This window comes from Fundidesulfovibrio soli (genome assembly GCF_022808695.1).
Taxonomy (GTDB): Bacteria; Desulfobacterota; Desulfovibrionia; order Desulfovibrionales; family Desulfovibrionaceae; genus Fundidesulfovibrio; species Fundidesulfovibrio soli.
In genome coordinates this window covers 1-23102 of sequence record NZ_JAKZKW010000019.1, presented here as the reverse complement: position 1 = coordinate 23102, position 23102 = coordinate 1, and the positions used below count along the sequence as shown (strand labels likewise).

Here is a 23102-nt window from a genome sequence, read left to right as displayed (position 1 = left end):
GCCGTGCGGCTGGCGGCAGCTGTTCGATTCCGGCGGTTCGGGGGGCGAGGCTCCTTGGAATTTCTGGGATGTTTCGTCGTAGGGTGGGGGCCGCTTTCCTCCACCGGGTTGTAACAGTGCGTGTTCCTGCTCCTGGCGTTCCCTGCGGGGAGGCCCAGGGGCAGCGGACTGCGTCCACGTCCGCGAGGTAGCAGATGTTTGAAGAAGCGCCTTCCGCCCACGCCGCTCCCGAAGCCGCGGAGCAGCGGACCGCGTCCCCGTCCGCAAGGTTGCAGAAGTTTGAGGAGACGCCGCCCGACACTGCCGCGCCCGAGGCCCCGGCCCGCATTCTCGAATCCATCAGGCTCATCGCCGCCCACTATGGGCTCTGGTTCGCCGAGGCCGTGCACCAGTTCGGACTGGAGAGCGCGCTGCAGGCGGAGCGCGCCGCCGGCGACGCCGCCGTGGGGCTCGCCCTGAACCGGCTCGGCGGCGGAGCCAACCCCTTCGAGGGCTGGACCCCGGAGAGCCTCCACCAACTGGAGGAGAGCCTCTCCAAGTTCTGGCTGGGCATGGACGGCGTCTGGTTCCAGGCCGTTGAGGGCATTTCCGGCATGGACGGGGCCAAGCGCGTCAACGATACCTGCTGGGCGCGCTTCGCCCCCCTGGAGGCCGTGCGCATCAAGGCCCTGCTGGGCATATCCGCTGCAAGCGACCCCCTGGAGGCCCTGGAGGCCTGCCTGCGCCAGCGCTTCAACTCCCGCGTGAACACCGTGCTGATCGAACGCGAGCCGGGCGCGCTGGTCCTTCGCGTGACCAGTTGCCGCGTCCAGGCCGCCAGGCGGCGCAAGAACCTGCCGGACTACCCCTGCCGCTCGGCGGGAGTCACGGAATACGAGGGCTTCGCCCGGGCCGTGGACCCGCGCATCAGGACGCGCTGCCTGGCCTGTCCGCCGGACCCCCTGCCCGAAGACGAGTACTGCTCCTGGCGCTTCAGCCTGGATCGATCCCCGGGAACACCATGATCGACAAGATGCTGGCGTTCACGCGCGCCATCTTCCAGGAGATGGAACCCGAGGCGCTGCAGAAACGCTTCCTGGAGGGGCTCCTGGCCACGCAGCGCGTGGAGCGCGGGTCGCTCTGGGTGCGGCGCGGCGAGCGGATCGTCTGCATCGAGGCCGCGGGGGACCAGAGCGAGGCCGTGCTGGGCGTCGCCATCCCGGCCGACAGGCCCAGCATCGTGGGCTGGGTCATCGCCAATGCGCGCATGACCACCTCCCGCCCCGGGGCGGACCCGCGCCACTACGCCGAGATGGAGCAGGACCTGGCCGTGAAGAGCAGCCTGATCCTGTGCTTCCCCCTGATTCTCTCCAGCGGGGAAGTCTACGGCGCGGTGGAGCTCATCGACACTTCCGAGCGCGGAGCCCGGCTCAACCTGGACGAGGACTACCTTGAGCTGCTCTCCTCCCTGGTGGCGGTGGGCTCGGTGGCCCTGGGCCAGGCCCTGGCCTTCGAGTCCAAGAGCAAGGAGTGCCACGGGCTCAAGCTGGCCCTGGAGCGCTACCGGGCGCTGCCCCCCATCGTGGGGAACTCCCCCGCGGTGCGCGAGGCCCTGGCCAAGACGGCCGCTTACGCCAGGACGGACTTCCCCGTGCTCATCACCGGCGAATCAGGCACCGGCAAGGAGCTCTTCGCCCAGGCCATCCACCAGGCCAGCGAGCGGCGCGCGAAGCCCTTCCTGGTGCAGAACTGCTCCTGCCTGCCCGACGGCCTGCTGGAGAGTGAGCTGTTCGGCTGCCGCAAGGGCGCGTTCACAGGCGCTGACCGCGACAGGGCCGGGCTGTTCGAGGCGGCTGACGGCGGCACCGTGTTCCTGGACGAGATAGGCGACATGCCCGCTCCCCTGCAGGCCAAGATTCTGCGGGTGCTCCAGAGCGGGGAGGTCAAGCCTCTGGGCGCGGCCACCGCGCGCACGGTGGACGTGCGCATCGTCTCGGCCACCAACCGCGACCTGGCCGTAGCCATCGCCGCCGGTGACTTCCGGGAGGACCTCTTCTACCGCCTGAACGTCCTGCCCCTGCACCTGCCGCCCTTGCGCGAGCGCCCCGAGGACGTGCCCGCGCTGCTGGAGTACTTCCTCAAGCGTGACAGCCTGCGCCTCGGGCTGCCGGTGCGGCGACTGGCGCCCGAGGCCCTTGCGCCGCTCGCGGCCTGGCCGTGGAAGGGCAACATCAGGGAGATGGAGAACCTGGTGAAATACCTGCTCACCGTGGCCGAGGGGCCGGTGATCGGCGTCGCGGACCTGCCCGCCCACTTCCGGCCGGAAGGCGGCGCGCCGGGCGCGTCCCCCATGCAGCGCCGGGCCTCCGGCGAGTCAGCCGCGCCCCTGGCCGGGCGCACCTGGGAGGATCTGGAGCGCGCCTACGCCCTGGAGCTTCTGGAGGAGACGCACTGGAACGTCTCCCAGGCGGCCAAGCGCGCAGGGCTCAACCGATCCACCTTCGACTCCAGGCTCAAAAAGCTCGGCATCTCCAAGTCCTGATTATTCCCCACGATCCCTGCGGACGATTCGTTTCGCGATCAAATCCGTTGAACTACGGCCTCGTATTGGTGTAACCTGGTGGGTAGAGTTCCGGTCTGTGTTTCGTCGCGGCCGCGCAGTCAGAGCGTCCCGGCCGCCCGAAACAACAGCAACCCGACGGGAGACATCCATGATTGCTTCGCAACGCACCTTTGCCGCCCTGACGTCCCTGGCCTTCACCGCCGCCCTCGTCCTGGGGGGCTCCGGGCTCTCGCGGGCCTATGAGCGCAACACCTCGGTCACCGGCTCCGGCGGCAAGACCGTCTCCAAAAGCGTGACCGGCTCAAGGACGGACAACGGCTACACACGCTCCGAGACCACCACCGGCGCAGGCGGGAAGAGCGTGGAGAAGGACGCCTCGGGCAGTTGGGACAGCGCCACGAAGACCTGGACCAAGGACAAATCAGTGACCGGCCCCAACGGCAAAAGCAAATCCTGGCAGAAGAAGACCTCTGTCAGTCAATAAGCCGCATCGAAAACGGGCCGCTGCGCGAGGACGTCTTCACGAGCGGCGGGCCAGCCATGCGGTCAAGGAGGGTGTTTCATGGAAACCGTAAGCCAACGACTCTGCGCCGCTCTGGCCGTCTGCCTGTGCTGGGGGCTGTTGGCCATGATCCTCGTCGGGGACGTGATCCGCCACAGGCATTGAGGAAGGCCGGGCTTCGGAGCAACGCATTGATAAGCGATTCCGAAGGGCGAAGCCCTTCGGCCGCCGGAGGCTTCCTTCGGCTCGTGGCCGCCCCGCTCTGGCGCGGCAGCTTTTCCAAGCCATGACTGGCCCCAGGGTTCCCCGGCACAAAGCGGGGCTCCCGGCTTCCTCCCTCTGCCCGCCGTTCTCCAGCGTGCCTGTGGCGCTCCTTTTCCCGCTGTCAGCTCCGCGTCCTGGTCAGGTCGTCGAAGATTGTCAGGGCCGCCGTGCCGCCCTGGCCCACGGCAGTGACGATCTGCCGCACGCCTCCCGTCACGTCGCCCGCGGCGTAGACCTTGGGCACGCTGGTGCGCATCTGTGCGTCCACCTTGATGTCGCCCCCTTCGGTCAGTTCGCAGCCCAGTTTCACGGCCACGTCCGTGTTTGGTGTCTCCCCGATGGCAACGAACACGCCGTCGGCCTCCAGGTCCTTGGTTTGGTCCGAACCGGCGCAGCGCAGCCTGGCGCCGCGCACCTTGGAGTCCCCCAGGATCCGCTCCACCGTGCAGCCGAAGTGCACGGGCACGCCCTCGCGCGTCACCGAATCCACGAGGTGCTTCTCCGCCCGGAAGCTGTCGCGGCGGTGCACGATGGCCACGTCCACTGAGAGGTTTTTCAGGTAGAGCGCGTCCGTGAGGGCCGTGTTGCCCCCGCCCACCACCAGCACCTTGCGCCCTTTATAGAGATAGCCGTCGCAGGTGGCGCAGTAGCTCACGCCGTGGCCGAAGTACTCCTCCTCCCCGGGCACGTTCAGCTTCTTCCAGGTGGCCCCGGTGGCCAGCAGCAGCGTTTTCGCTTCGATGTTGAGCGTGGCCGTGCGCGCGCTGAAGCCCTCAGGCGTGGCCGTGAGCTCCTGGGGTTCCTCCTGGATGATCTCGCAGTACTGCCGGGCCTGGGCGCTCATGATCTCGATAAGCGCCAACCCGGCCACGTTGACGTAGCCAGGGTAGTTCTCCACCACGGGCGTGAGGGAGACCTGCCCACCCAGCGCGCCGCGCTCCAGGATCAGGGCGGAGAGCCCGGCCCGCCCGGCGTAGATGCCCGCCGTAAGCCCGGCCGGACCGGCGCCCAGGATCAGGCAATCCACTTTCAGCGTCTCGCCCGGGGCGTGGGTGTGCACTGGCGCCATCACCTCTGAGGCCCGGAGAGTGACCAACTCCTCCACGAAGCGGGCCTCGGGCTCCAGACCAAGCACCACCAGCTTTTCATTGAACACGGTGTGGGGCACGCTGCCCACGTTGTAGCGGTCGCCCAGTTCCACGATCTGGCTTGTCTCCACGCACCAAGCCTCCACCAGGTCAGGGCGCTCCACCGCGCAACGCATGGCGTTGACCACCTGGGCCGGGCAGTAAGGGCAGGTGGGCGTGACGAACACCTTGGCGCTGCGGCGCTCCTCCAGCGTGGCCAGCTTGGCCTTGGACTCGTCCGTGAGGCCGGAGTTCCGCCTGGAAGCCAGGAGCACCGCCTCCAGGAAGCTGCGTCCTTCCTCCCCGATGGGCGCGCCCACGAAGCGCAGGCGGTAGCGTTCGGGCTCCACGAGCAGGGTGGGGGAGTAGGTGACGCCGTGCGCCTGGGCCGCCTCGTCGCCCAGGGCGTGGCGGTGCAGGATGATCTTGTCCGTGAGGTGGGCCACGTCCTCCAGGAAGTGCAGCAGGAACTCGTTGTAGAGGTCACCCACCCCCTTCTGGGTGAAGACGTGCAGGTTCACAGGCTCCTGCATCTCCCGGAAGATGACGCTGAGCTGTTCACGGCTCTTTTCCGGCAGGTACCATGTGTAGTCTTGCTTCGGTTCGGGCATGGGGGGCTTCCTCTCCGTCAGGGCGGAGTATAATTTTTTGAGGATGTTCATGGCTATGGTTTGAAGATACCCTTTTCCCAGCCCTTTGCTCAACCCTCTTTTCTTTTGCCCTTGGCGCGGGTAGACGCTGGTGCATACTCTGCAAGGAGAAAAGCCATGAGCGCAGACAAACCCGGTATCGAAACACTGGCCCTGCACGCCGGGCAGTCCCCCGACTGCCAGACGCGCTCCAGGGCCGTGCCCATCTATCAGACCACGTCCTACACCTTCCGCGACACCGAGCACGCGGCGAATCTCTTCGCCCTCAAGGAGTTCGGCTACATATATTCAAGGATCATGAACCCCACCAACGAGGTGCTGGAGAACAGGCTGGCCGCCATGCACGGCGGTTCGGCAGGGCTGTGCTTCGCCTCGGGCATGGCTGCCATCTTCGCCGCCGTGACCACCATCACCCAGGCGGGGCAGAACTTCGTCACCGGTTCGAACCTCTACGGCGGCACGGTGACGCTCTTCGCCCACACCTTGAAGCGCTTCGGCATAGAGGCCCGCTTCGTGGACACCTCCGACCCCGCGGCCGTGGCCCGGGCCATCGATGCCAACACCCGGCTGGTCTACACAGAGTCCATAGGCAACCCGCGCTGCAACGTGGACGACATGGAAGCCCTGGCCGCGGTGGCCCACGAGCACGGGCTGCCCCTGGTGGTGGACAACACCGTGGCTCCGCCGCCCATTTTCAATCCCTTCGATTACGGTGCCGACATCTGCGTCTATTCCCTGACCAAGATCATCGGCGGCCACGGCAACTCCATCGGCGGGGCCATCGTGGAGAAGGGCGCCTTCGACTGGGCCCAGGGGGGGAAATTCCCTGAAATCACCGAGCCGGACCCCACCTACCACGGCGTCAACTTCTACAAGAGCTTCTGCGGGCTGGAGGAAGGTGCGCTCAAGTGCATGGCCTTCACGCTCAAGGCGCGCTGCGGCATGTTGCGCGACACCGGGGCCTGCCTCGCTCCGCTCAACGCCTTCCTGATCCTTCAGGGGGTGGAGACCCTGCCCCTGCGCGCCAGGGCCCACTGCGAGAACGCCCTGGCCGTGGCCAATTTCCTGAGCGCCCACCCCGCCGTGAGCTTCGTGAACTACGCGGGCCTGCCCGGCCACAAGGACCACGACCGCTCCGCCCGCTACTTCCCGCTGGGGCCGGGCGCGGTGTTCGGCTTCGGGGTCAAGGGCGGGCTTGCGGCAGGAACGAAGTTCATCGAATCGGTGAAGCTCTGTTCGCACCTGGCCAACATCCTTGACGCCAAGACCCTGGTGATCCACCCGGCCAGCACCACGCATTCCCAGCTCACCCCGCAGGAACAGCTGGATGCCGGCGTCAGCCCGGACCTGGTGCGCATCTCCGTGGGCCTGGAATCCGCCAAGGACATCATCGCCGACCTCGACCAGGCCCTCACTGCGAGCCAAGCGTGAAGCACGAAGGATTCGCAAGGCCCAAGAAGAGCCTGGGGCAGAACTTCCTGGCCGATCCCAACGTGGCCCGCAAGATCGTGGCCGCGTTGGGCATCCGCCCGGGGGACACGGTGCTCGAGATCGGGCCCGGACGCGGCGCGCTGACCGAGCACCTGCTGGAAAGCGGCGCGGCGCACGTGCTGGCCCTGGAGAAGGACAGGGACCTGGCCCCGGCCCTCAAGGCCCGCTGGCCGGAACTGGAAGTGGTCAACGCCGACGCCCTGCGCTTCGACTGGGAACGCCTGGACCGGCTGCCCGGCATACGCGTGGTGGGCAACCTGCCCTACAACGTGGCCTCGCCCATCATGTGGGATTTGGCCAGCCAGGCCACCCGCTTCGCCAGGGCGGTGTTCATGGTGCAGTGGGAGGTGGCCCAGCGCATCGCGGCCGTGCCGCGCACCCGCGATTACGGCGGGCTCTCCGTGTGGCTGCAGAGCCATGTGGAGGCGCACGTTCTGTTCAAGGTGGGGCCGGGGGTGTTCCACCCCAGGCCCAAGGTGGATTCGGCCGTGGTCGGTTTCACGCCCCTTCCCGTCGAGCAGCGTCCGGCCCATCCGGAGAGGATTTCGGCGTTCATCAAACGCATATTCAGCCAGCGCCGCAAACAGCTGGGCTCCATCCTGGGCAAAAGCCTCGGAGACCCGGCCCGCGCTTATCTGGATGCCCAGGGGCTCTCGCCCGTGTGCCGCCCCGAGGAGCTGTCGCCCGGACAAATCGCCGGATTGATGGACGCCGTCGGCATAGAGGATGTCCGATGAGGGGAATCTTCGGCCCCGGTAGAGGCAATTGTTGGCCAGGAGTAAGGAAAACAGGGCCTTCCCCCTGGACATCGGCCTGCTATTGCTATAAGGCTGACCAGTCTTCCGCCGGAACGCCAAGCCCCGCAATCAGCGCGGGGCGCGGGTTTTGGCGGTTGCCAACCAAAAACCGCCCATGCTAGTCACGATACGTCTGCTGCGTATCGAAACAGAACCCGAGGAGGAGAGGACCGATGACGAAGGCTGATCTGGTAGTCAAAATTGCTGAGAAGGCCGGCATCACCAAGGCCAACGCCGAACGCGCCCTGAACGCCTTCCTGGAGGCCGTCGAGGCCACCCTGGTTGCCGATGGCAAGCTCACCCTGACTGGCTTTGGCACCTTCATGGTTGAAGAGCGCCAGGCCCGCACCGGCCGCAACCCCCGTACCGGCGCCGAGATCAAGATCCCCGCTTCCAAGGTGGTCAAGTTCCGCCCCGGCAAGCTGCTCAAGGACTCCGTGAAATAACTTTCGGGGGTGAAAGGGCATGCTGCCCCTTGAACGCGGCATGAACCTCTCCTTTGTTCCCTCGTTTTGAGCCGGGCGAGCGTCTGCGGCAGTTAATCCTGCCGGATGGTGGGACATCGTGACGCGAGACGGTTTTCGATCAGCCCGAGGGGACGTGCGAATTCCATCCGCCCGGCAGGAATGCCGGGCGGACTCGTTTTACGGGCGCTGCCCGAAATAGTGCTTGCTCCTTTGCCGAAGCCGGGCTATCAGGCCTTGGTTAGGCATCGCGAAATTCCACGGGCGTCCGGCCACAGGCCGGACCGAGAGAGGGGGTGATTTCTTTGCCCGGTGTTTACCTTGAAGAGTCCGACAACTTCGACATCTCCCTGCGTCGTTTCAAGAAGCAGGTCGAGAAGGCCGGCATCCTCTCCGAGCTGAAAAAGCGTCAGCATTACGAGAAGCCCAGCGTCATGCGCAAGAAGAAGAAAGCGGCGGCCCGCAAGCGTCTGCTCAAGAAAATGCGCAAGATCAACCAAATGTAATGAATCTGCAAGAACAGATAGAGAAAGACTTTCTTTCGGCCTACAAGGCCAAGGAAGAGGTTCGGGTGGCCGTCTTGAGAATGCTCAAGACGGCCATCAAGAACCGCCAGGTGGAGCTTTTGCGTCCGCTCACCGACGAGGAGGTCCTCGAGGTGATCGGGAGGCAGGTCAAGCAGCGCCTGGAGTCCATCGAGCAGTTCCGCCAGGGCGGCCGCGCGGCCATGGCCGAGCGCGAGGAGGCCGAATTGGCCGTCCTCAAGGCCTACATGCCCACCCAGCTCACCCCCGAGGAGACGGCCGCCGCCGTTGACGCCGCCATCGCGGAGACCGGCGCGTCCGGCCCCAAGGAGATGGGCAAGGTGATGCAGGCGGTGATGGCCCGCTTCAAGGGCCGCATCGACGGCAAGGCCGTCAGCGAAATCGTCAAAGCCAGACTCAGCTCGTAGCCTCGCCTCCGCGAAGCGAGCCGAACCCTGTCTCAGAGGGCCGAGCATGTCCGTTGGCGAACTTTTCTCCCATTTCCCCGCATCGCCGCCGAATCACGCCCCAGCCGGCGCACCGGCCCCCGCTGCATCCGTCCGGCCTGCGCGCCGCATGAACCTTCATCAGGAATCGGCCCGCCCCGGGCGGTGCCGCATCCGCACCGGCGGCATCATTCTATGGAACAGCGCACGCTGACCCAACTCGAATTTTCCAAGGTGCTCGGGCACCTGGCCCGCCTTGCCGTCTCCGAATCCGGCGCCAGGGCCTGCCTGGAAGTGGCCCCGCTGGGCAACCCCGGCGAGCTGGCCGCCGCGCAGGAACTGTTGCGCCAGGGCGCTGCCTGCGTCGCGGACACGGGCCTGCGCATGCAGGCCTTCCCGGCGCTTGAGGGCGTGCTCCACTATCTTTCCCAGGCCCACCGCACCCTGGACGCCGACGGCCTCTGGGCCGTGCGCGAGGTGCTCGATGCGGCGAAAGCCCTGCGCGAGCGCTTCGAGGACCAGGCCGACAGCCCCCGCTGGCCGCTGTTGGCCGAGTCCGTGCTGGCCAGGCCCTGGCCGGCCCGGCTGCACCCGGCGCTCAAGCGCTGCCTGGCCAAGGACGGCGGCCTGCGCGACGAGGCCTCGCCTGAGTTGTTCTCCGTCCGTCAGGAGATCAGGCGCATCCACCAGCGCTGCACCTCCCAGGTGAAGGATTTCGTGGCCAAGGAGGGCCTCGCCCTGTTCCTGCAGGACGACTACATGACCATCTCCTCCGACCGCTACGTCCTGCCACTCAAGTCCAACTTCAAGGGCCGCATCCAGGGCATCATCCACGACTACTCCCAGACCGGCGAGACCTGCTACGTTGAGCCGCTCTTCCTGGTGGAGATCAACAACCGCCTCCAGGAACTCAAGCACGAGGAGCGCGAGGAGGAGCAGAAGGTGCTCCAGTTCCTCACCGGGCTGGCCCGCGCCGAGGAGGACGCCCTGCGCGCCGCCTACGCCGTGGCCGTGGAGACCGACGTGCTCCTGGCCAAGGCAGCCCTGGGCTCGCTCATGGATGGCTGCGTGCCCGAGGTGGGCGGGGAGGGCTCGGTGGAGCTTTTCGCCGCGCGCCACCCCCTGCTGGCCCTCACCGAGGCGGGCAAGGCCAAGCCCCTGGACATCCTGCTCAAACCGGACCAGCGCGCCCTCATCATCAGCGGGGCCAACGCCTCGGGCAAGACGGTCTGCCTGAAGACCCTGGGCCTGTGCGCGCTCATGGCCCTCTCCGGCCTGCCCCTGCCCGCGCGCGAGGGCAGCCGCCTGCCGTTCTGGGGCAAGGTCTACGTGTTCATGGGCGATGAGCAGAGCCTTGAGGACCACCTCTCCACCTTCACGGCCCAGATCAGCCACCTGAGCCGCGCCTGGGGCGCGCTGGGCGCTGACAGCCTGGTGCTCCTGGACGAGTTCGGCGCGGGAACGGACCCCTCCCAGGGCGCCGCGCTGGCCCAGGCCGTGGTGGACAAGCTCATGGAGAAGGGGGCCTTCGTGGCCGCTGCCACGCACTTCCCGGCGCTCAAGGCCTACGGCCTGACCAAGCCCGGGGTGCGCTCGGCCTCCATGCTCTTCGACCCCAAGACCAAGAAGCCCGTGTTCGTGCTGGCCTACGACCAGGTGGGCGCCTCCGTGGCCCTGGACGTGGCCCGTGAGTGCGGCCTGGCCGAGGACATCCTGGACCAGGCCCAGAAATACCTGCTCATGGGCGGTGAGGACTCAGCCCGCCTGTTCGACCGGCTCAACGAGCTGGCCCTGACCCGCGAACGCGAACTTGAGGAGGTCTCCCGCGAGAAACTCAAGCTGGAGCAGCGCCGCCGCACACTGGCCGAGAGCTTCGAGAAGGAGCGCCGCAAACTTTTGGACGAGCTGCGCACCCAGGCACGCTCCCTGATGCAGGAAGCCCAGAAGGACAAGATCAGCCGCAAGCAGGCCCTCAAGGAGCTGGCGCAGACCCGCAAGTCCGTGGAGGGCCTGGGCCTGGAACCAGCCGAAGCCGCCCCCGCGCCCGCCTGGGCCTGGGAGGACGTGGCCGTGGGCGCTTCCGTGAGCCTGAAGGGCTGGGACAAGGCCGGCCTCGTACGCGAGAAGGACGAGAAGCGCCGCGCCCTCAAGCTGGACATGGGCGGCGTGAGCCTCTGGGCCCCCTTCGAGGACGTCTCGCCCCCCAGCGGGATTGCGGCGGCCAAGGCCAAGGCAGCCTCGGCATCCGGCCCGGCCGTGGTCAAGGAGGCTCCGGGCGCGCCCTCCGGCCCGTTCCTGACCCTCGACCTGCGCGGCATGCGCGCCGACGAGGCCCTGGGCGAGCTGGCCGCCTTCCTGGACAAGGCCATCCTGCGCGGCGTGCATGGGCTGGAGATCATCCACGGGCGCGGCACCGGGGCCTTGCGCCGCGAAGTGCACGGCATGCTCAAGGACTTTCCGGCCGTGGCCTCCTTTTCTCTGGCGCCGGAAGACAGGGGCGGCGACGGCATGACCCTGGTGGAGCTGAAATAATGTGGCAGGCGGGGACTTGCTCCCCGCGGAAACGGACTTACCTAGGGCACAACCGGAACTACCGAGGATCATGAAGAACGATCCCCGTGCCATACAGGCCGTCAAGTCCAGGCTGAACATAGCCGATATAGCCAGACGCTACGTGGAGTTGCGCAACGTCGGCGGCCGGCTGGTCGGTCCGTGCCCCTTCCACAACGAAACCAAAGGCTCTTTCAACGTCCACCCCGACAAAGGCTTCTTCCACTGCTTCGGCTGCCAGGCCTCGGGAGACGTGATCGATTTTTATTGCCGCATCAACGGCCTGGACTTTCGGGAGGGCTTGGAGCAACTGGCGCGGGAGGCCGGGGTCCAACTGGCCGAGTTCAAGCCCGACCCCCAGGAGGAGGCCAGGCGCAGGCAGCGGCAGGCGGCCGCCGAAATGCACTCCCTGGCGCGGGACTTTTATCGGGATTGCCTGTATGGACCCCCAGGAGACGCGGCGCGTCAATATTTGGAGCGGCGCGGCGTGAGCCCGGAAATGGCCGAGCGCTTCCAGCTTGGCTATGCTCCGGACGATTTTCACTCCCTGGAGAGGCTGTTTCGCCCCAAGGGATACCGCTCCGCCGACGCCGTGGCCTCGGGCCTGCTCATCGAGAACGAAGGCGGCCGCGTCTGGGACAGATTTCGGGGACGGCTCATGTTCCCCATCCACGAGGTCTCCGGCAAGGTGGTGGCCTTCGGCGGGCGGGTGATGGGCGAGGGCGACCCCAAGTATTTGAACAGCTCCGACTCGGTGATCTACAAGAAGGGCGAGCACCTCTACGGCCTGTACCAGGCCAGGGCCAACCTGGCCCGCGCCGGGCGGGTGCTGCTCACCGAGGGCTACCTGGACGTCATCGCCCTGCACCAGCACGGCTTCACCGAGGCCGTGGGCGTGCTCGGCACGGCGCTCACGCCGCAGCAAGTCAAGCGGCTGACCGGGTTCACCCGGCAGGTGACCCTGGTGTTTGACGGGGATGCCGCGGGCGAGAAGGCAGCCCTGCGCAGCGCGCGGATGCTCCTGCTGCAGGGCGCGGAATGCCGCGTGGCCCTGCTGCCCCACGGGGAGGACGCCGACAGCCTGCTCAAGAGCGGCGGGGCGGCCGCCTTCCAGGCCTGCCTGGACCAGGCCCGCGAGGGGCTGGACTTCAGCCTGGCCGCCGTGCGCAGAACGTCGTCCCCCAAGGACGTTGTGGACTGGGCGCTGGAATTTTTGGCTGAATTGTCTTCGGACGGATTGCGCGCCGCCATGCTCACCCGGCTGGCCCACGGCCTGGGCCTGGGCGAGCACGAACTGCGCGGGCTCCACGCGACGCGCCCGGCGGCCGGGAAGCGGCGGGAGGCCCCCGAGCAGCCGGCCAAGCCCATGAGCTCCGAGGCCAAGAAGGACGCTCAAGTGTTGGAATTCGCCATCCGCAGCCCGGCCCATATCCCGGAGCTGGAACGGATGAACATCTTCGAGACCCTGGCCACGGATAGAGCCAGGGCCTTTTGGCGTCTTCTCTCCCGGTACGGCCAGTACGACGTGCTGCCCTACCTGGACGACAAGCAGAAGAGCTTCTGGGGACAATGCGCCAGCAAGCCGCCCCTCAGCGAGGAGGAGGCGCGCGGCTGGTGGGAAGACATATCGGCCCACGGCCAGCGGGTCAGGGTGGAGGAGCGCAAGCGCGGGCTCATCGAGTCCATGCGCGACGCCAGGGACAGGGGCGACTTCGAGGAAGAGAAGCGCCTCATGGCCGCCTTAAGTGATCTAGTGGGGAGGGATCAGTGAGCAATATCAAGGACATCCAGCAGATAAAAACCCTTATCGCCAAAGGTAAGGAAAAAGGCTTCCTCACCTTCGAAGAGGTCAACAAGGCGCTGCCCACGGAGCTGACCGCCAATCCGGATCAGGTGGAGGAGGTCATCTCCATCTTTGATTCCATGGACATCGCCATTGTGGACTCCGAGAAGGAGATGCGCAAGATCGAGGTGATGCCCACCGAAGGCGACGAGGCTCCGGAACCGGAGCTGGAGCTTACCGAGAGCGAGGACGCGCTGGACTACTCCGCGCGCTCCACGGACCCGGTGCGCATGTACCTGCGGGAGATGGGCGCCGTGCCCCTGCTGGACCGCGACGGCGAAGTGACCATCGCCAAGAAGATCGAAAACGGCGAGATGGACGTGCTCTACGCCCTCGTTGAAGTCCCCGTGGCCCTGGAGGAGCTGATCCAGGTCGGCGAGGACCTCAAGATCGGGCGCATCAAGCTCAAGGACGTGGTCAAGACCATCGAGGAGGACGACCCCTCCGAAGACGAGATGAACCAGCGCTCCCGCGTCATCCTGCTGCTCGACGAACTCAAGGCGATCTTCAAGAAGCGCCGCAAAATCTACACCAAGCTCGACTCCTGCGCCAGCCTGGAGCGCCGCGTCGCTGGCGTGCAGCGCGAGATCGTGGCCTTCAAGGACGAGGTGGTCAACCGCCTGCGCGACATCAAGCTGGAGAAGACCCTCATCGACCGCGTCATCGAGACCGTCGAGGACTACGTGCGCCAGATGCACAACTGCCAGCGCGACCTCTCGGCCTACCTGCTCTCCACCGGTAAGACGCAGGTGGAGATCCAGACCATCTTCAAGCAGATGGAGGCCCGCGAGATCAACCCCATGGTGGCCGCCGAGAGCCTCTCCATGACCGTGGACGAGGTCTTCTCCTTCAAGGAGATGATCCTGGCCAAGATGGAGATCCTCACCCGCCTGCAGGACAAGTGCTGCCACCACGTCTCCGACCTGGAGGAGGTGCTCTGGCGCATCAAGCGCGGCAACAACGCCGCCGCCCGCGCCAAGCAGGAGCTCATCCGCGCCAACCTGCGTCTGGTTGTCTCCATCGCCAAGAAGTACACCAACCGCGGCCTGCAGTTCCTGGACCTGATCCAGGAGGGCAACATCGGCCTGATGAAGGCCGTGGACAAGTTCGAGTACCAGCGGGGCTACAAGTTCTCCACCTACGCCACGTGGTGGATCCGGCAGGCCATCACCCGCGCAATCGCGGACCAGGCCCGCACCATCCGCATCCCCGTGCACATGATCGAGACCATCAACAAGCTCATCCGCACCTCGCGCTACCTGGTGCAGGAGCTCGGCCGCGACCCCACCCCCGAGGAGATCGCGGAGCGCATGGACTACCCGCTGGAGAAGGTCAAGAAGGTCCTCAAGATCGCCAAGGAGCCCATCTCCCTGGAGACGCCCATCGGCGACGAGGAAGATTCCAGCCTGGGCGATTTCATCGAGGACAAGAAGGCCCTGGCCCCCGCCGAGGAAGTGGTCAACACCAAGCTCACCGAGCAGATCGCCCGGGTGCTGTCGGATTTGACCCCCAGGGAGGAGCAGGTGCTCAGGAAACGCTTCGGCATCGGCGAGAAGAGCGACCACACCCTGGAAGAGGTGGGCAAGCTGTTCAACGTCACCCGTGAGCGTATCAGGCAGATCGAGGCGAAAGCCTTGAGGAAGTTGAGGCACCCGGTGCGGAGCCAGCACTTGAGGAGCTACTACGAGAGCTAGGAAGTAAAGGCTGGAGGGTTAGAAGCCTCCGGCGGCCAAAGGGCTGCGCCCTTTGGAATCTCATATTGAAAGCCCCGGGCGGTGATGCCGTCCGGGGCTTTGTTGTCACAATGGCCGGTGATCGACGCTCAAGCCAGCCTGTTCGCCTACCTCTCCCCCCTCCGAAACTGATCCTGCAACGCCCTCACTTCCTTGGGCAGCAGCATCCGCATCTTGAGCCCCGCGAACAGCCAGGCCGCCCGTCGCTCCAGCGGCCACTTCCCGTACTCCTTGACCATCTCTTCGTCCGGTTCGTGGTAGAAGCCCACCAGGGACTGTTCATCGTCTTTCACGAGCCGCCCTCCAACTTTCGCAGCGCTTCCACGTCGCAGATATCCTGCCGCCTCGGGGAGCCGAGCTTCGTAGCGATCAGATCCTCCCGGGAGATGAGCGGCACCGTCGTGGAGCCGAACGGGACGTTCATCCCCCTGGCCGCCAGTTCTTCGAACGGCGCGGGCGTGTCGATCATGACGTCCACCTCGGCCATGGGCTGGCTGGGGTGCATGAAGGTGTAGGCCAACAGGCCCTTGTCCCGCTTCCACTGTTCGCGGGTGGCCTCGTCGGCCAGTCCGGCCGCCGGGACGGGAAGCCTCGGAACATAGCCGAGCCCCTCCAGCAGGGTGGTGAGCCGTTCCAGATTGTCCCGCTCGAACAACACGATGAGGTCCACGTCGAAGGTCATGCGCGGCAGGCCGTGGAAATTCACTGCCACCCCGCCGGTAAGCAGGTAGCGGATGCCGGCCTCGCTCAAGGCTTTGAAGAGTCCCTCATAATCGAGTTGCATGGACGATACCTACCTTAAACCCCTCTGACGCGCCATATGTCAGCCCGATTTCTCGCCGGGCGGCCACCGCGTATTGTAACTTCCCGCCCCATCCGGCAGACTCCATTGGGAATCCCGGCCCAAGCCGGATACCATCCAGGAGGACCATCCAATGCGCTTCAGCATGAAATTCATCGTCTTCGCGTTCCCGCTCCTGTTCAGCACCGCCGCCTTCGCCCAGAGTTCGGGCAGCCACCCCCTGTTCGACCGCATGGATACCGACAAGGACGGCTATCTCACCAAATCCGAGGTGCAGAGGCAGTTCCCCCGCTTCAACGACGACACGATGCGCAAGGCCGACACCAATGGTGACGGCAAGCTCTCCCTGGACGAGTGGCAGGCCTACGCCAAATCCGTGCGCGCCAAGCGTCAGAGCGGAGGCATGTAGCCGCAGCGCTTGCCCGCTCCCGGGCTGCCTGCTATAAGGTGGCGTCGAGCCATGTTCGCCGGATGGCCCAGGCCGTCCGGCTTTTTTTCGCCGTACGCGGCGTCACCTGGTACGCTATCCGGGCCTCCAGTCAGGAGGTCCGTCTTGGAGGAAGTGCAGTGAGGAAGATCGCAGTCGCAGTGGTGTTGACGATGGCATCGGCCCTGGCCGCCCAGGGGGCATCCGCCCAGATGACGAACCAGCGCCCCGGCCCAGCCAAGGCGGCCCCGGGCCAACAGCCCGACAAGGACCATCCCAAGCCGCAGCTTTTCCTTCGCATGGATGAGAACGGCGACGGCCAGCTGACTCTGGAGGAGGTCCGCAAGGCCTTCCCCGGCTTCACCGAGGAGAAGTTCAAGCGCGCCGACACCAACGGCGACGGCAAGCTCAGCAAGGACGAATGGCAGGCCCATGTGGCGGGCATGCGTACCGACCCGCAGAACAGGGCAGAGCCCACCGCGCCCGCGCAGTAGACTCCTGCCGGGCGAACGTCCCGGCGAACGGGCAAGCTCCCCGGCCCGGCGCGAAGCTATACGGGATTCAAAAGGGAGGAACTCCCTTTTGCCGCCGGAGGCCTCTTCAACCCGTGCCAGCCACCAGGAAAGGTGGCTGCCTCCGGCGGCCAGAGATGGCGCCGCCCTCTCTGGACACTCCCGCGAGAGGGAGTTCCTCCCTCTCAACTCCCATATCGCTTCGCTGGGTTACAGCTAGAACGTCCTGAAGATCGCCCCGTAGATGGGCTTGACCATCTCCAGCGGCAGGGCCGAGGCCCAGCGCCCCGTGGCCTCGGCCAGCAGCCAGGCCGACAGCACCACCCCGGCGGTTCCAAATCCCAACCAACGCCATGAGACCGCCTTCCCGGCGGCGCGAACCCCCAGCGCTCCTTCCTCCGGGCAAGCCCCCACGCACTGAGCGCATCCGATGCACTCGGGAACGCGCACGTCCGTCTTGCGCCGGATCAGGATGCCCGAAGGGCAGGCCCGCTCGCAGCGCCCGCATCTGGTGCAAGTGGCATCTTTGCGGCGGATTCCGGTGGGGCCGGTCAGGGCCGCGAGACCGAGCAGGGCGCCGTACGGGCAGAGCCAGCGGCACCAGATGTTGCGCGTCAGCAGGGTGCCCACGGCCAGCACGCCGAGCACGATCAGCGTGGTGGGCGAGGGCGAGAGGAAGAAACGCAGCATGGAGGCGTCCGCCGCGATGTTGTGCTCGCCCATCAGGTAGCCGCGCATGGCCATGAGCGGCATGGAGAGGAAGAAGTAGAGGCAGGCCGCCAGCAGCGCGAACTTGAGCTGGCGCGCGGCGAGGTCCAGCCAGTGCGGCCCCGCGCCGCCGAAGCCCAGGCGCCTGCCCAGGGCGCTCAGCAGGTCCGAGGCGAGGCCCACCGGGCAGACGAAGGCGCAAAAACCCTTGCGCAGCAGGAGCGAGACGAGCAGGGCGGTCATCAGGATGGTCAGCCCGGCAGGATGCACCGGGTCGAACAGGCCGGTGAACAGATAGAACTTCAGGGCCATCACGGCGCTGATGGGCAGGAAGCCCTCGGCCACGGGCGGCCGGGCCACGAAGGTCTCACTTGCTCCCGCGGCCCAGGCGCAGAAAAGGTAGAGCCGGACGCCGGCCAACAGGCAGATGGCCGTGAACAGGTACTGGAGCAGCCGGCGGAGCCGGAAAGGGGTAAGGCGCGAGGTCATGATGATGGACGTCCTGTATGTGGCATGCGCGGGGCAGGGCGGATGCGCCCGGGCCGCGCCGCAGCCTATGGCACCGAACTGTGGCCCTGTCGAGTCGGCAGGCCGACACTTCGCATGGCGAGCGATGCAGCGTGTCAGCGACCGAGCAAAGGCCCAGGCTGCTCGGAAGCATTCGGGGAACCGCCATTGACAGTGCCCCCGCCAGTCTTAAATCCAATACTGACGGTACGGTCTGGCGGGCAAGGTGGAGTCCGCCAGATACCAGACCGCAACGGTATGATATTTTGTTTCACTCTACAAAAATGAAACACATTCAGCCGTACCCGTAGGCGGAACGGCGTTTCCAGAATACGGCAACACCGGAACGAATCCCGGTATATCTAGCTTCCCGGGCCTGCCCTACAGGAGTGTAGCACGTGTTTTTTCAGCCCCGGGGACCATGCAAAAATGTACTTTTTTGCCCGCCAGGCCTCGATTTTAAAAAAACAGAGTTCTATCTAGCTGAAATGGTGGTGCTTATTTAACTTGACGAAACTGCCAATAATTTTCATTGTCCACTTCCCACTTTTTTCAGGCCCGGCCACCCGCCGGGACGCATCGCAGGGGCCCGCAGCCGAGCAGGGGGAGCGGGCCGGGCAAGCCGAACCGACGGCCCCCAGTACCCCTCTAAAACGTTTCAGAAGAGGTGACCGACTTGGCCTTCGCTCCCATCAACAAGAACTACCACGACTTCTTCGTCGTCCGGGACAAGGACGCCTGCATCAACTGCCAGGTGTGCGTGCGCCAGTGCTCATACGGAGTGCACTACTGGGATGAAGCCAGACAGTGCGTGCGCCACGACAACACCAAGTGCATCGGTTGCCACCGCTGCGAGGCGTACTGCCCCACCCAGGCGCTTCTCATCCAGGAGAAGCCCTCCAACTTCAAACCCAACGCCCTCTGGCGGCCTGTGTTCATCAAGAACGTCTACAAGCAGGCCGACTCCGGCGGCGTCCTTCTCGCGGGCATGGGCTCCCCGGTGGACATCCCCGTCTACTGGGACAAGCTCCTGCTCGACGCCAGCCAGGTGACCAACCCCTCCATCGACCCCCTGCGCGAGCCGATGGAACTGCGCACCTATCTGGGTTCCAAGCCCAACCGCCTGGAATTCGAGGAGACCCCCGAAGGCCCCAGGTTGAAGACCCCCACGAAGCCGAACATCAAGCTGAACATTCCCATCATGTTCTCGGCCATGAGCTTCGGTTCGATCAACTTCAACCTGCACGTGGCCATGGCCCGCGCCGCCACGGAAGTGGGCACCTACTACAACACCGGTGAGGGCGGCCTGCACGAGAGCCTCTACAAGTACGGCCCCAACACCATCGTGCAGGTGGCGTCCGGCCGCTTCGGCGTGCACCGCGACTACCTGAACGCGGGCGCGGCCATCGAGATCAAGATCGGCCAGGGCGCCAAGCCCGGCATCGGCGGGCACCTGCCAGGCGAGAAGATCAACGCCATGGTCTCCGAGACGCGCATGGTGCCCCTGGGCTCCGACGCCATCTCCCCGGCCCCGCACCACGACATCTACTCCATTGAGGATCTGCACCAGCTCATCTACGCCCTCAAGGAAGCCAGCGACTACACGAAGCCCGTCTCCGTGAAGATCGCGGCCGTGCACAACGTGGCCGCCATCGCCTCGGGCGTGGTGCGCGCCGGCGCGGACATCGTGGCCATCGACGGCATGCGCGGCGGCACGGGCGCGGCCCCGGCCATGATCCGCGACAACGTGGGCATCCCCATCGAGCTGGCGCTGGCCTCCGTTGACCAGCGCCTGCGCGACGAGGGCATCCGCAACGACGCCTCCGTGGTCGTGGCGGGCGGCACCCGCTGCTCCGCCGACGTGATCAAGGCCATCGCCCTGGGCGCGGACGCCGTGTACATCGCCACCGCCGCCCTGCTGGCCGTGGGCTGCACGCTGTGCGCCCGCTGCTACACCGGCAAGTGCCCCTGGGGCATCGCCACCAACGATCCCTATCTGGCCAAGCGCCAGAACCCCGATATCGCGGCCAAGAAGATGGCCAACCTCATGAAGGCCTGGGCCCACGAAATCGAGGAGATGCTCGGCGGCATGGGTCTCAACTCCATCGAGTCCGTGCGCGGCAACCGCGACAAGCTTCGCGCCGTCGGCCTGAGCCAGAGCGAGATGGACATCCTGGGTGTGAAGCCCGCCGGGAGATAGGCCATGAAGAAGATATACCCCAACAAGGCGGTCTGCATCGGCTGCCACCTCTGCGAAGTGGCCTGCGTCACCGCCCACTCCAAGTCCAAGGACATCATCCTGGCCCACAACGTGGAAAAGGCCCAGGAGGGCCTGGCCCCCAGGCGCAACGTGGCCCAGGAGGGCCCGGTGTGCGTGGCCCTCTCCTGCCGCCACTGCGAGGAGCCCATGTGCGTGGCCGCCTGCATCTCCGGCGCGCTGACCAAGAACCCGGAGACCGGGCGCTGCGAGTACAACGAAGAGCAGTGCGTGGGCTGCTGGTCCTGCCTGATGGCCTGCCCCTTCGGCTCCATCCGCAGGCACCCGGTGAAGGAAAAGATCATCAAGTGCGACTTGTGCGCCGGGCGCGACATGCCCGCCTGCGTGGAAGCGTGCCCCAACGCCGGCCTCGTCTACGAAGATCGCGGCAAGGACTAAGCGGAGAATTGCGATGAAATACGTGATTGTGGGCAACGGCGTGGCCAGCGTGGGCGCCATCGAGGGCATCCGCAGGGCTGATCCCGACGGGGAGATTCTGGTCATCTCCGAGGAGAGCACCCCCACCTACGGCCGCCCGCTCATCTCCTACCTGCTGGCGGGCAAGATCGGCCCCGAGCGCATGCCGCTTCGGCCCATCACCTTCTATGACAAGTACAAGGTGAAGATGGCCCTGGGCTCCAAGGTGACGTCCATCGACGCCAAGGCCAAGACCGTCACCACCGACGACGGCAACACCCATCCTTACGACAAGCTGCTGCTGGCCACCGGCGGCGTGCCCTTCGTGCCGCCCCTGCCGGGCAAGGACGGCCCCGGGGTCTACAGCTTCACCACCCTGGCCAACGCCGAGACCCTGGTGGACGTGGCCAAGAACTGCAAGACCGCCGTGGTCGTCGGCGGCGGCCTCATCGGCCTCAAGGCCGCCGAGGCCCTGCACGATCGCGGCGTGAAGGTCTCCATCGTGGAGCTGGCTCCCCGCGTGCTCTCCGCCGCCTTCGACGACAAGGCGGGCGGCCTGGTGGCCAAGCGCCTGGCCGATGTGGGCATCGACGTGCACTGCGGCACCCAGGCCACCGAGATCAAGCGCGGCGCCGACGGCGCCATCGTGGGCGTGCACCTCAAGGACGGCTCCTTCCTGCCCGCCCAGGCCGTGGTCATCGCCATCGGCGTGGTGCCCGCCGCCTCCCTGGCCAAGGACGCCGGAATCAAGGTGGACCGCGGCGTGGTGGTGGACGAGAAGCTGGCCTCCTCCGACCCGGCGGTGTTCGCCGCCGGCGACGTGGCCCAGGCCAAGGACCTCATCCTCGACGACAACCGCGTGGTGCCCATCTGGCCCAACGCCTTCAACCAGGGCTTCTACGCGGGCAAGAACATGGCAGGAGCCGACAGCCCCTACCTGGGCGGCCTGGCCATGAACTCCATCGCCTTCTACGGCCTGCCCACCGTGAGCGTGGGCATCGTCAACCCCGCCCCCGGCGAGGAAGGCATCGAGCTGGCCGAAGACCTGGACGAGGAGAACGGAACCTACCGCAAGCTCGTCTTCAAGGACGGCAGGCTCGTGGGCTACGTGATGCTGGGCGACATCGACAACGCCGGGCTCTACACCGGGTTCATCCGGTTCAAGTTCCCCCTGGACGCCGACACCAAGGCCAAGCTCGTCTCGGGCTGCCCCTCCATCCTGCAGTGGCCGGAAGGCTTCTTTGACGAGAAGTTCAACCCGGTCGGCGCGCAAGAGATCGTTTAAGGAGACCACAAGCCAATGAAGGCTCCCTTCAGATATTACGACTTCCAGAAGGACATCTCGGGCTGCGGCGTCTTCGGCGTCATCAACACCAAGCGCGAGCTGATCCCCGGCGACATGCCCATCAAGGCCATGTGCACCATGCACGACCGAGGCAACGGCCTCGGCGGCGGTTTCGCGGCCTACGGCATCTACCCGGACATGGCCGACAAGTACGCCTTCCACATCATGTGCGACACCCAGGCCGGGCTGGACAAGGCCGAGGAGATCATCAAGTCGTTCTTCACGGTGCACGAGTCCCAGCCGATCCCGACCAAGCGCACCCCGGTCATCAAGAACCCGCCTATCGTCTGGCGCTACTTCCTGACCCCCAAGCAGGGCATGGACCGGCCCCAGTGGCGCTCCCTGGACGAGAAGGACTTCGTGGTCAACGTCATCATGGAGATCAACTCCAAGACGCCGGCCTTCGTGTTCTCCTCCGGCAGGAACATGGGCGCGTTCAAGGGCATCGGCTTCCCCGAGGACATCGCCGAGTTCTTCCGACTGGACGAATACAGCGCCTACATCTGGACCGGGCACAACCGCTTCCCGACCAACACCCCCGGCCAGTGGCACGGCGCGCACCCGTTCACGCTGCTGGACTGGTCCGTCGTGCACAACGGCGAGATCAGCTCCTACGGCATCAACATGCGCTACCTCTGCGAGCACGACTACAAGTGCACGCTGATGACTGACACCGAGGTGGTGGCCTACGAGCTCGACCTGCTGGTGCGCAAGCACGGCCTGTCGCTGCAGATGGCCAGCAAGGTCTTCGCCCCGCCGTTCTGGGACGAGATCGACCGCATGCCCGAAGAGCAGAAGAAGGCCTACGAGACCCTGCGCATGGTCTACGGCTCAGCGCTGCTCAACGGCCCCTTCGCCATCCTTGTCTCCGACGGCACCTGCCTGATGGGCCTCAACGACCGCATCAAGCTGCGTCCGTTGGTGGTGGCCGAGCACGGCAACAACGTCTACATGTCCAGCGAGGAATCCTCCATCCGCGAGGTGGACCGCGTTCTGGACAACGTGTGGGCCCCCAAGGCGGGCGAGCCCGTCATCGTGAAGCTGGAAGACTAAGAGGAAGTTGAAGAGGGGGGGGGGGGGGGGGGGGGGGGGGGGGGGGGGGGGGGGGGGGGGGGGGGGGGGGGGGGGGGGGGGGGGGGGGGGGGGGGGGGGGGGGGGGGGGGGGGGGGGGGGGGGGGGGGGGGGGGGGGGGGG

21 protein-coding genes are annotated in these 23102 nt (G+C 66.2%); 17 read left to right on the top strand and 4 right to left on the bottom strand.

All coding sequences use genetic code 11. From position 1 onward, the window contains the following. Positions 1 to 194: 194 nt before the first annotated feature. The 3 genes from MLE18_RS14350 (at position 195) to MLE18_RS14340 (ending at position 3026) form a co-directional block, all read left to right on the top strand. Positions 195 to 1004: a DUF6125 family protein gene (locus MLE18_RS14350; RefSeq protein ID WP_243439489.1), complete on the top strand. Its 810-nt coding sequence runs from the start codon at positions 195 to 197 to the stop codon at positions 1002 to 1004. Further along, entirely contained in the window at positions 1001 to 2521 is a 1521-nt protein-coding gene (locus MLE18_RS14345) for a sigma 54-interacting transcriptional regulator (RefSeq protein WP_243439488.1), read from the top strand. Before MLE18_RS14350 ends, MLE18_RS14345 begins: the two co-directional genes overlap by 4 nt. Before the next feature lie 169 nt (positions 2522 to 2690). Further along, the gene (locus MLE18_RS14340; protein WP_243439487.1) at positions 2691 to 3026 is read left to right on the top strand and encodes a hypothetical protein; all 336 of its coding nucleotides are present in this window, start codon (positions 2691 to 2693) and stop codon (positions 3024 to 3026) included. A gap of 403 nt (positions 3027 to 3429) precedes the next feature. Here the strand turns inward: MLE18_RS14340 and MLE18_RS14335 are convergent, their stop codons facing one another. Continuing rightward, positions 3430 to 5046 carry an FAD-dependent oxidoreductase gene (locus MLE18_RS14335; protein ID WP_243439486.1) on the bottom strand — a complete coding sequence of 539 codons (1617 nt, stop codon included), beginning with the start codon at positions 5044 to 5046 and terminating at the stop codon, positions 3430 to 3432. Between the two features lie 156 nt (positions 5047 to 5202). Here MLE18_RS14335 and MLE18_RS14330 point away from each other — a divergent pair, with 156 nt between their 5' ends. The 8 genes from MLE18_RS14330 (at position 5203) to rpoD (ending at position 14894) form a co-directional block, all read left to right on the top strand. Then, on the top strand, positions 5203 to 6516 hold the full coding sequence (locus MLE18_RS14330; protein WP_243439485.1) for an O-acetylhomoserine aminocarboxypropyltransferase/cysteine synthase family protein: 1314 nt from the start codon (positions 5203 to 5205) through the stop codon (positions 6514 to 6516). Continuing rightward, a complete protein-coding gene (rsmA, locus tag MLE18_RS14325; protein WP_243439484.1) occupies positions 6513 to 7313 on the top strand; it encodes a 16S rRNA (adenine(1518)-N(6)/adenine(1519)-N(6))-dimethyltransferase RsmA in 801 nt (266 codons plus the stop codon). Before MLE18_RS14330 ends, rsmA begins: the two co-directional genes overlap by 4 nt. 233 nt (positions 7314 to 7546) lie before the next feature. Continuing rightward, complete coding sequence (locus tag MLE18_RS14320) at positions 7547 to 7819, top strand: HU family DNA-binding protein (protein WP_243311144.1); 273 nt, start codon at positions 7547 to 7549, stop codon at positions 7817 to 7819. Between the two features lie 323 nt (positions 7820 to 8142). Further along, on the top strand, positions 8143 to 8343 hold the full coding sequence (rpsU, locus tag MLE18_RS14315; RefSeq protein WP_173081155.1) for a 30S ribosomal protein S21: 201 nt from the start codon (positions 8143 to 8145) through the stop codon (positions 8341 to 8343). Beyond that, positions 8343 to 8789: a GatB/YqeY domain-containing protein gene (locus MLE18_RS14310; RefSeq protein WP_243439483.1), complete on the top strand. Its 447-nt coding sequence runs from the start codon at positions 8343 to 8345 to the stop codon at positions 8787 to 8789. The genes rpsU and MLE18_RS14310 overlap by 1 nt, the downstream gene beginning before the upstream one ends. Before the next feature lie 213 nt (positions 8790 to 9002). Beyond that, positions 9003 to 11339 (top strand): endonuclease MutS2, encoded by a 2337-nt coding sequence (locus MLE18_RS14305; RefSeq protein WP_243439482.1) that lies wholly within the window; start codon positions 9003 to 9005, stop codon positions 11337 to 11339. A gap of 70 nt (positions 11340 to 11409) precedes the next feature. Next, complete coding sequence (gene dnaG / locus MLE18_RS14300) at positions 11410 to 13128, top strand: DNA primase (RefSeq protein ID WP_243439481.1); 1719 nt, start codon at positions 11410 to 11412, stop codon at positions 13126 to 13128. Beyond that, on the top strand, positions 13125 to 14894 hold the full coding sequence (gene rpoD, locus MLE18_RS14295; RefSeq protein ID WP_243439480.1) for an RNA polymerase sigma factor RpoD: 1770 nt from the start codon (positions 13125 to 13127) through the stop codon (positions 14892 to 14894). Before dnaG ends, rpoD begins: the two co-directional genes overlap by 4 nt. A 146-nt stretch (positions 14895 to 15040) precedes the next feature. On the opposite strand, the gene MLE18_RS14290 is transcribed toward rpoD, so the two are convergent. Further along, positions 15041 to 15226 (bottom strand): hypothetical protein, encoded by a 186-nt coding sequence (locus tag MLE18_RS14290; protein WP_243439479.1) that lies wholly within the window; start codon positions 15224 to 15226, stop codon positions 15041 to 15043. Continuing rightward, entirely contained in the window at positions 15223 to 15717 is a 495-nt protein-coding gene (locus MLE18_RS14285; protein ID WP_243439478.1) for a nucleotidyl transferase AbiEii/AbiGii toxin family protein, read from the bottom strand. Before MLE18_RS14285 ends, MLE18_RS14290 begins: the two co-directional genes overlap by 4 nt. A 151-nt stretch (positions 15718 to 15868) precedes the next feature. Between MLE18_RS14285 and MLE18_RS14280 the strand changes: the two genes are divergently transcribed. Beyond that, complete coding sequence (locus tag MLE18_RS14280; RefSeq protein WP_243439477.1) at positions 15869 to 16144, top strand: EF-hand domain-containing protein; 276 nt, start codon at positions 15869 to 15871, stop codon at positions 16142 to 16144. 158 nt (positions 16145 to 16302) lie between these two features. Beyond that, positions 16303 to 16656 (top strand): EF-hand domain-containing protein, encoded by a 354-nt coding sequence (locus MLE18_RS14275; protein ID WP_243439476.1) that lies wholly within the window; start codon positions 16303 to 16305, stop codon positions 16654 to 16656. Positions 16657 to 16890: 234 nt separating this feature from the next. Here the strand turns inward: MLE18_RS14275 and MLE18_RS14270 are convergent, their stop codons facing one another. Further along, positions 16891 to 17871, bottom strand: coding sequence for a 4Fe-4S binding protein (locus tag MLE18_RS14270; RefSeq protein ID WP_243439475.1), 981 nt, complete (start codon positions 17869 to 17871; stop codon positions 16891 to 16893). 694 nt (positions 17872 to 18565) lie between these two features. Here MLE18_RS14270 and MLE18_RS14265 point away from each other — a divergent pair. The 4 genes from MLE18_RS14265 to MLE18_RS14250 are packed head-to-tail and all read left to right on the top strand — an operon-like array spanning position 18566 to position 22961. Next, complete coding sequence (locus tag MLE18_RS14265) at positions 18566 to 20089, top strand: glutamate synthase-related protein (RefSeq protein WP_243439474.1); 1524 nt, start codon at positions 18566 to 18568, stop codon at positions 20087 to 20089. 3 nt (positions 20090 to 20092) lie between these two features. After that, positions 20093 to 20545 (top strand): 4Fe-4S dicluster domain-containing protein, encoded by a 453-nt coding sequence (locus MLE18_RS14260; RefSeq protein ID WP_243439473.1) that lies wholly within the window; start codon positions 20093 to 20095, stop codon positions 20543 to 20545. A 13-nt stretch (positions 20546 to 20558) separates the two neighbouring features. Then, positions 20559 to 21848: an NAD(P)/FAD-dependent oxidoreductase gene (locus tag MLE18_RS14255; RefSeq protein ID WP_243439472.1), complete on the top strand. Its 1290-nt coding sequence runs from the start codon at positions 20559 to 20561 to the stop codon at positions 21846 to 21848. Between the two features lie 15 nt (positions 21849 to 21863). Continuing rightward, a complete protein-coding gene (locus tag MLE18_RS14250; RefSeq protein ID WP_243439471.1) occupies positions 21864 to 22961 on the top strand; it encodes a class II glutamine amidotransferase in 1098 nt (365 codons plus the stop codon). The last annotated feature ends 141 nt before the right edge of the window (positions 22962 to 23102 follow it).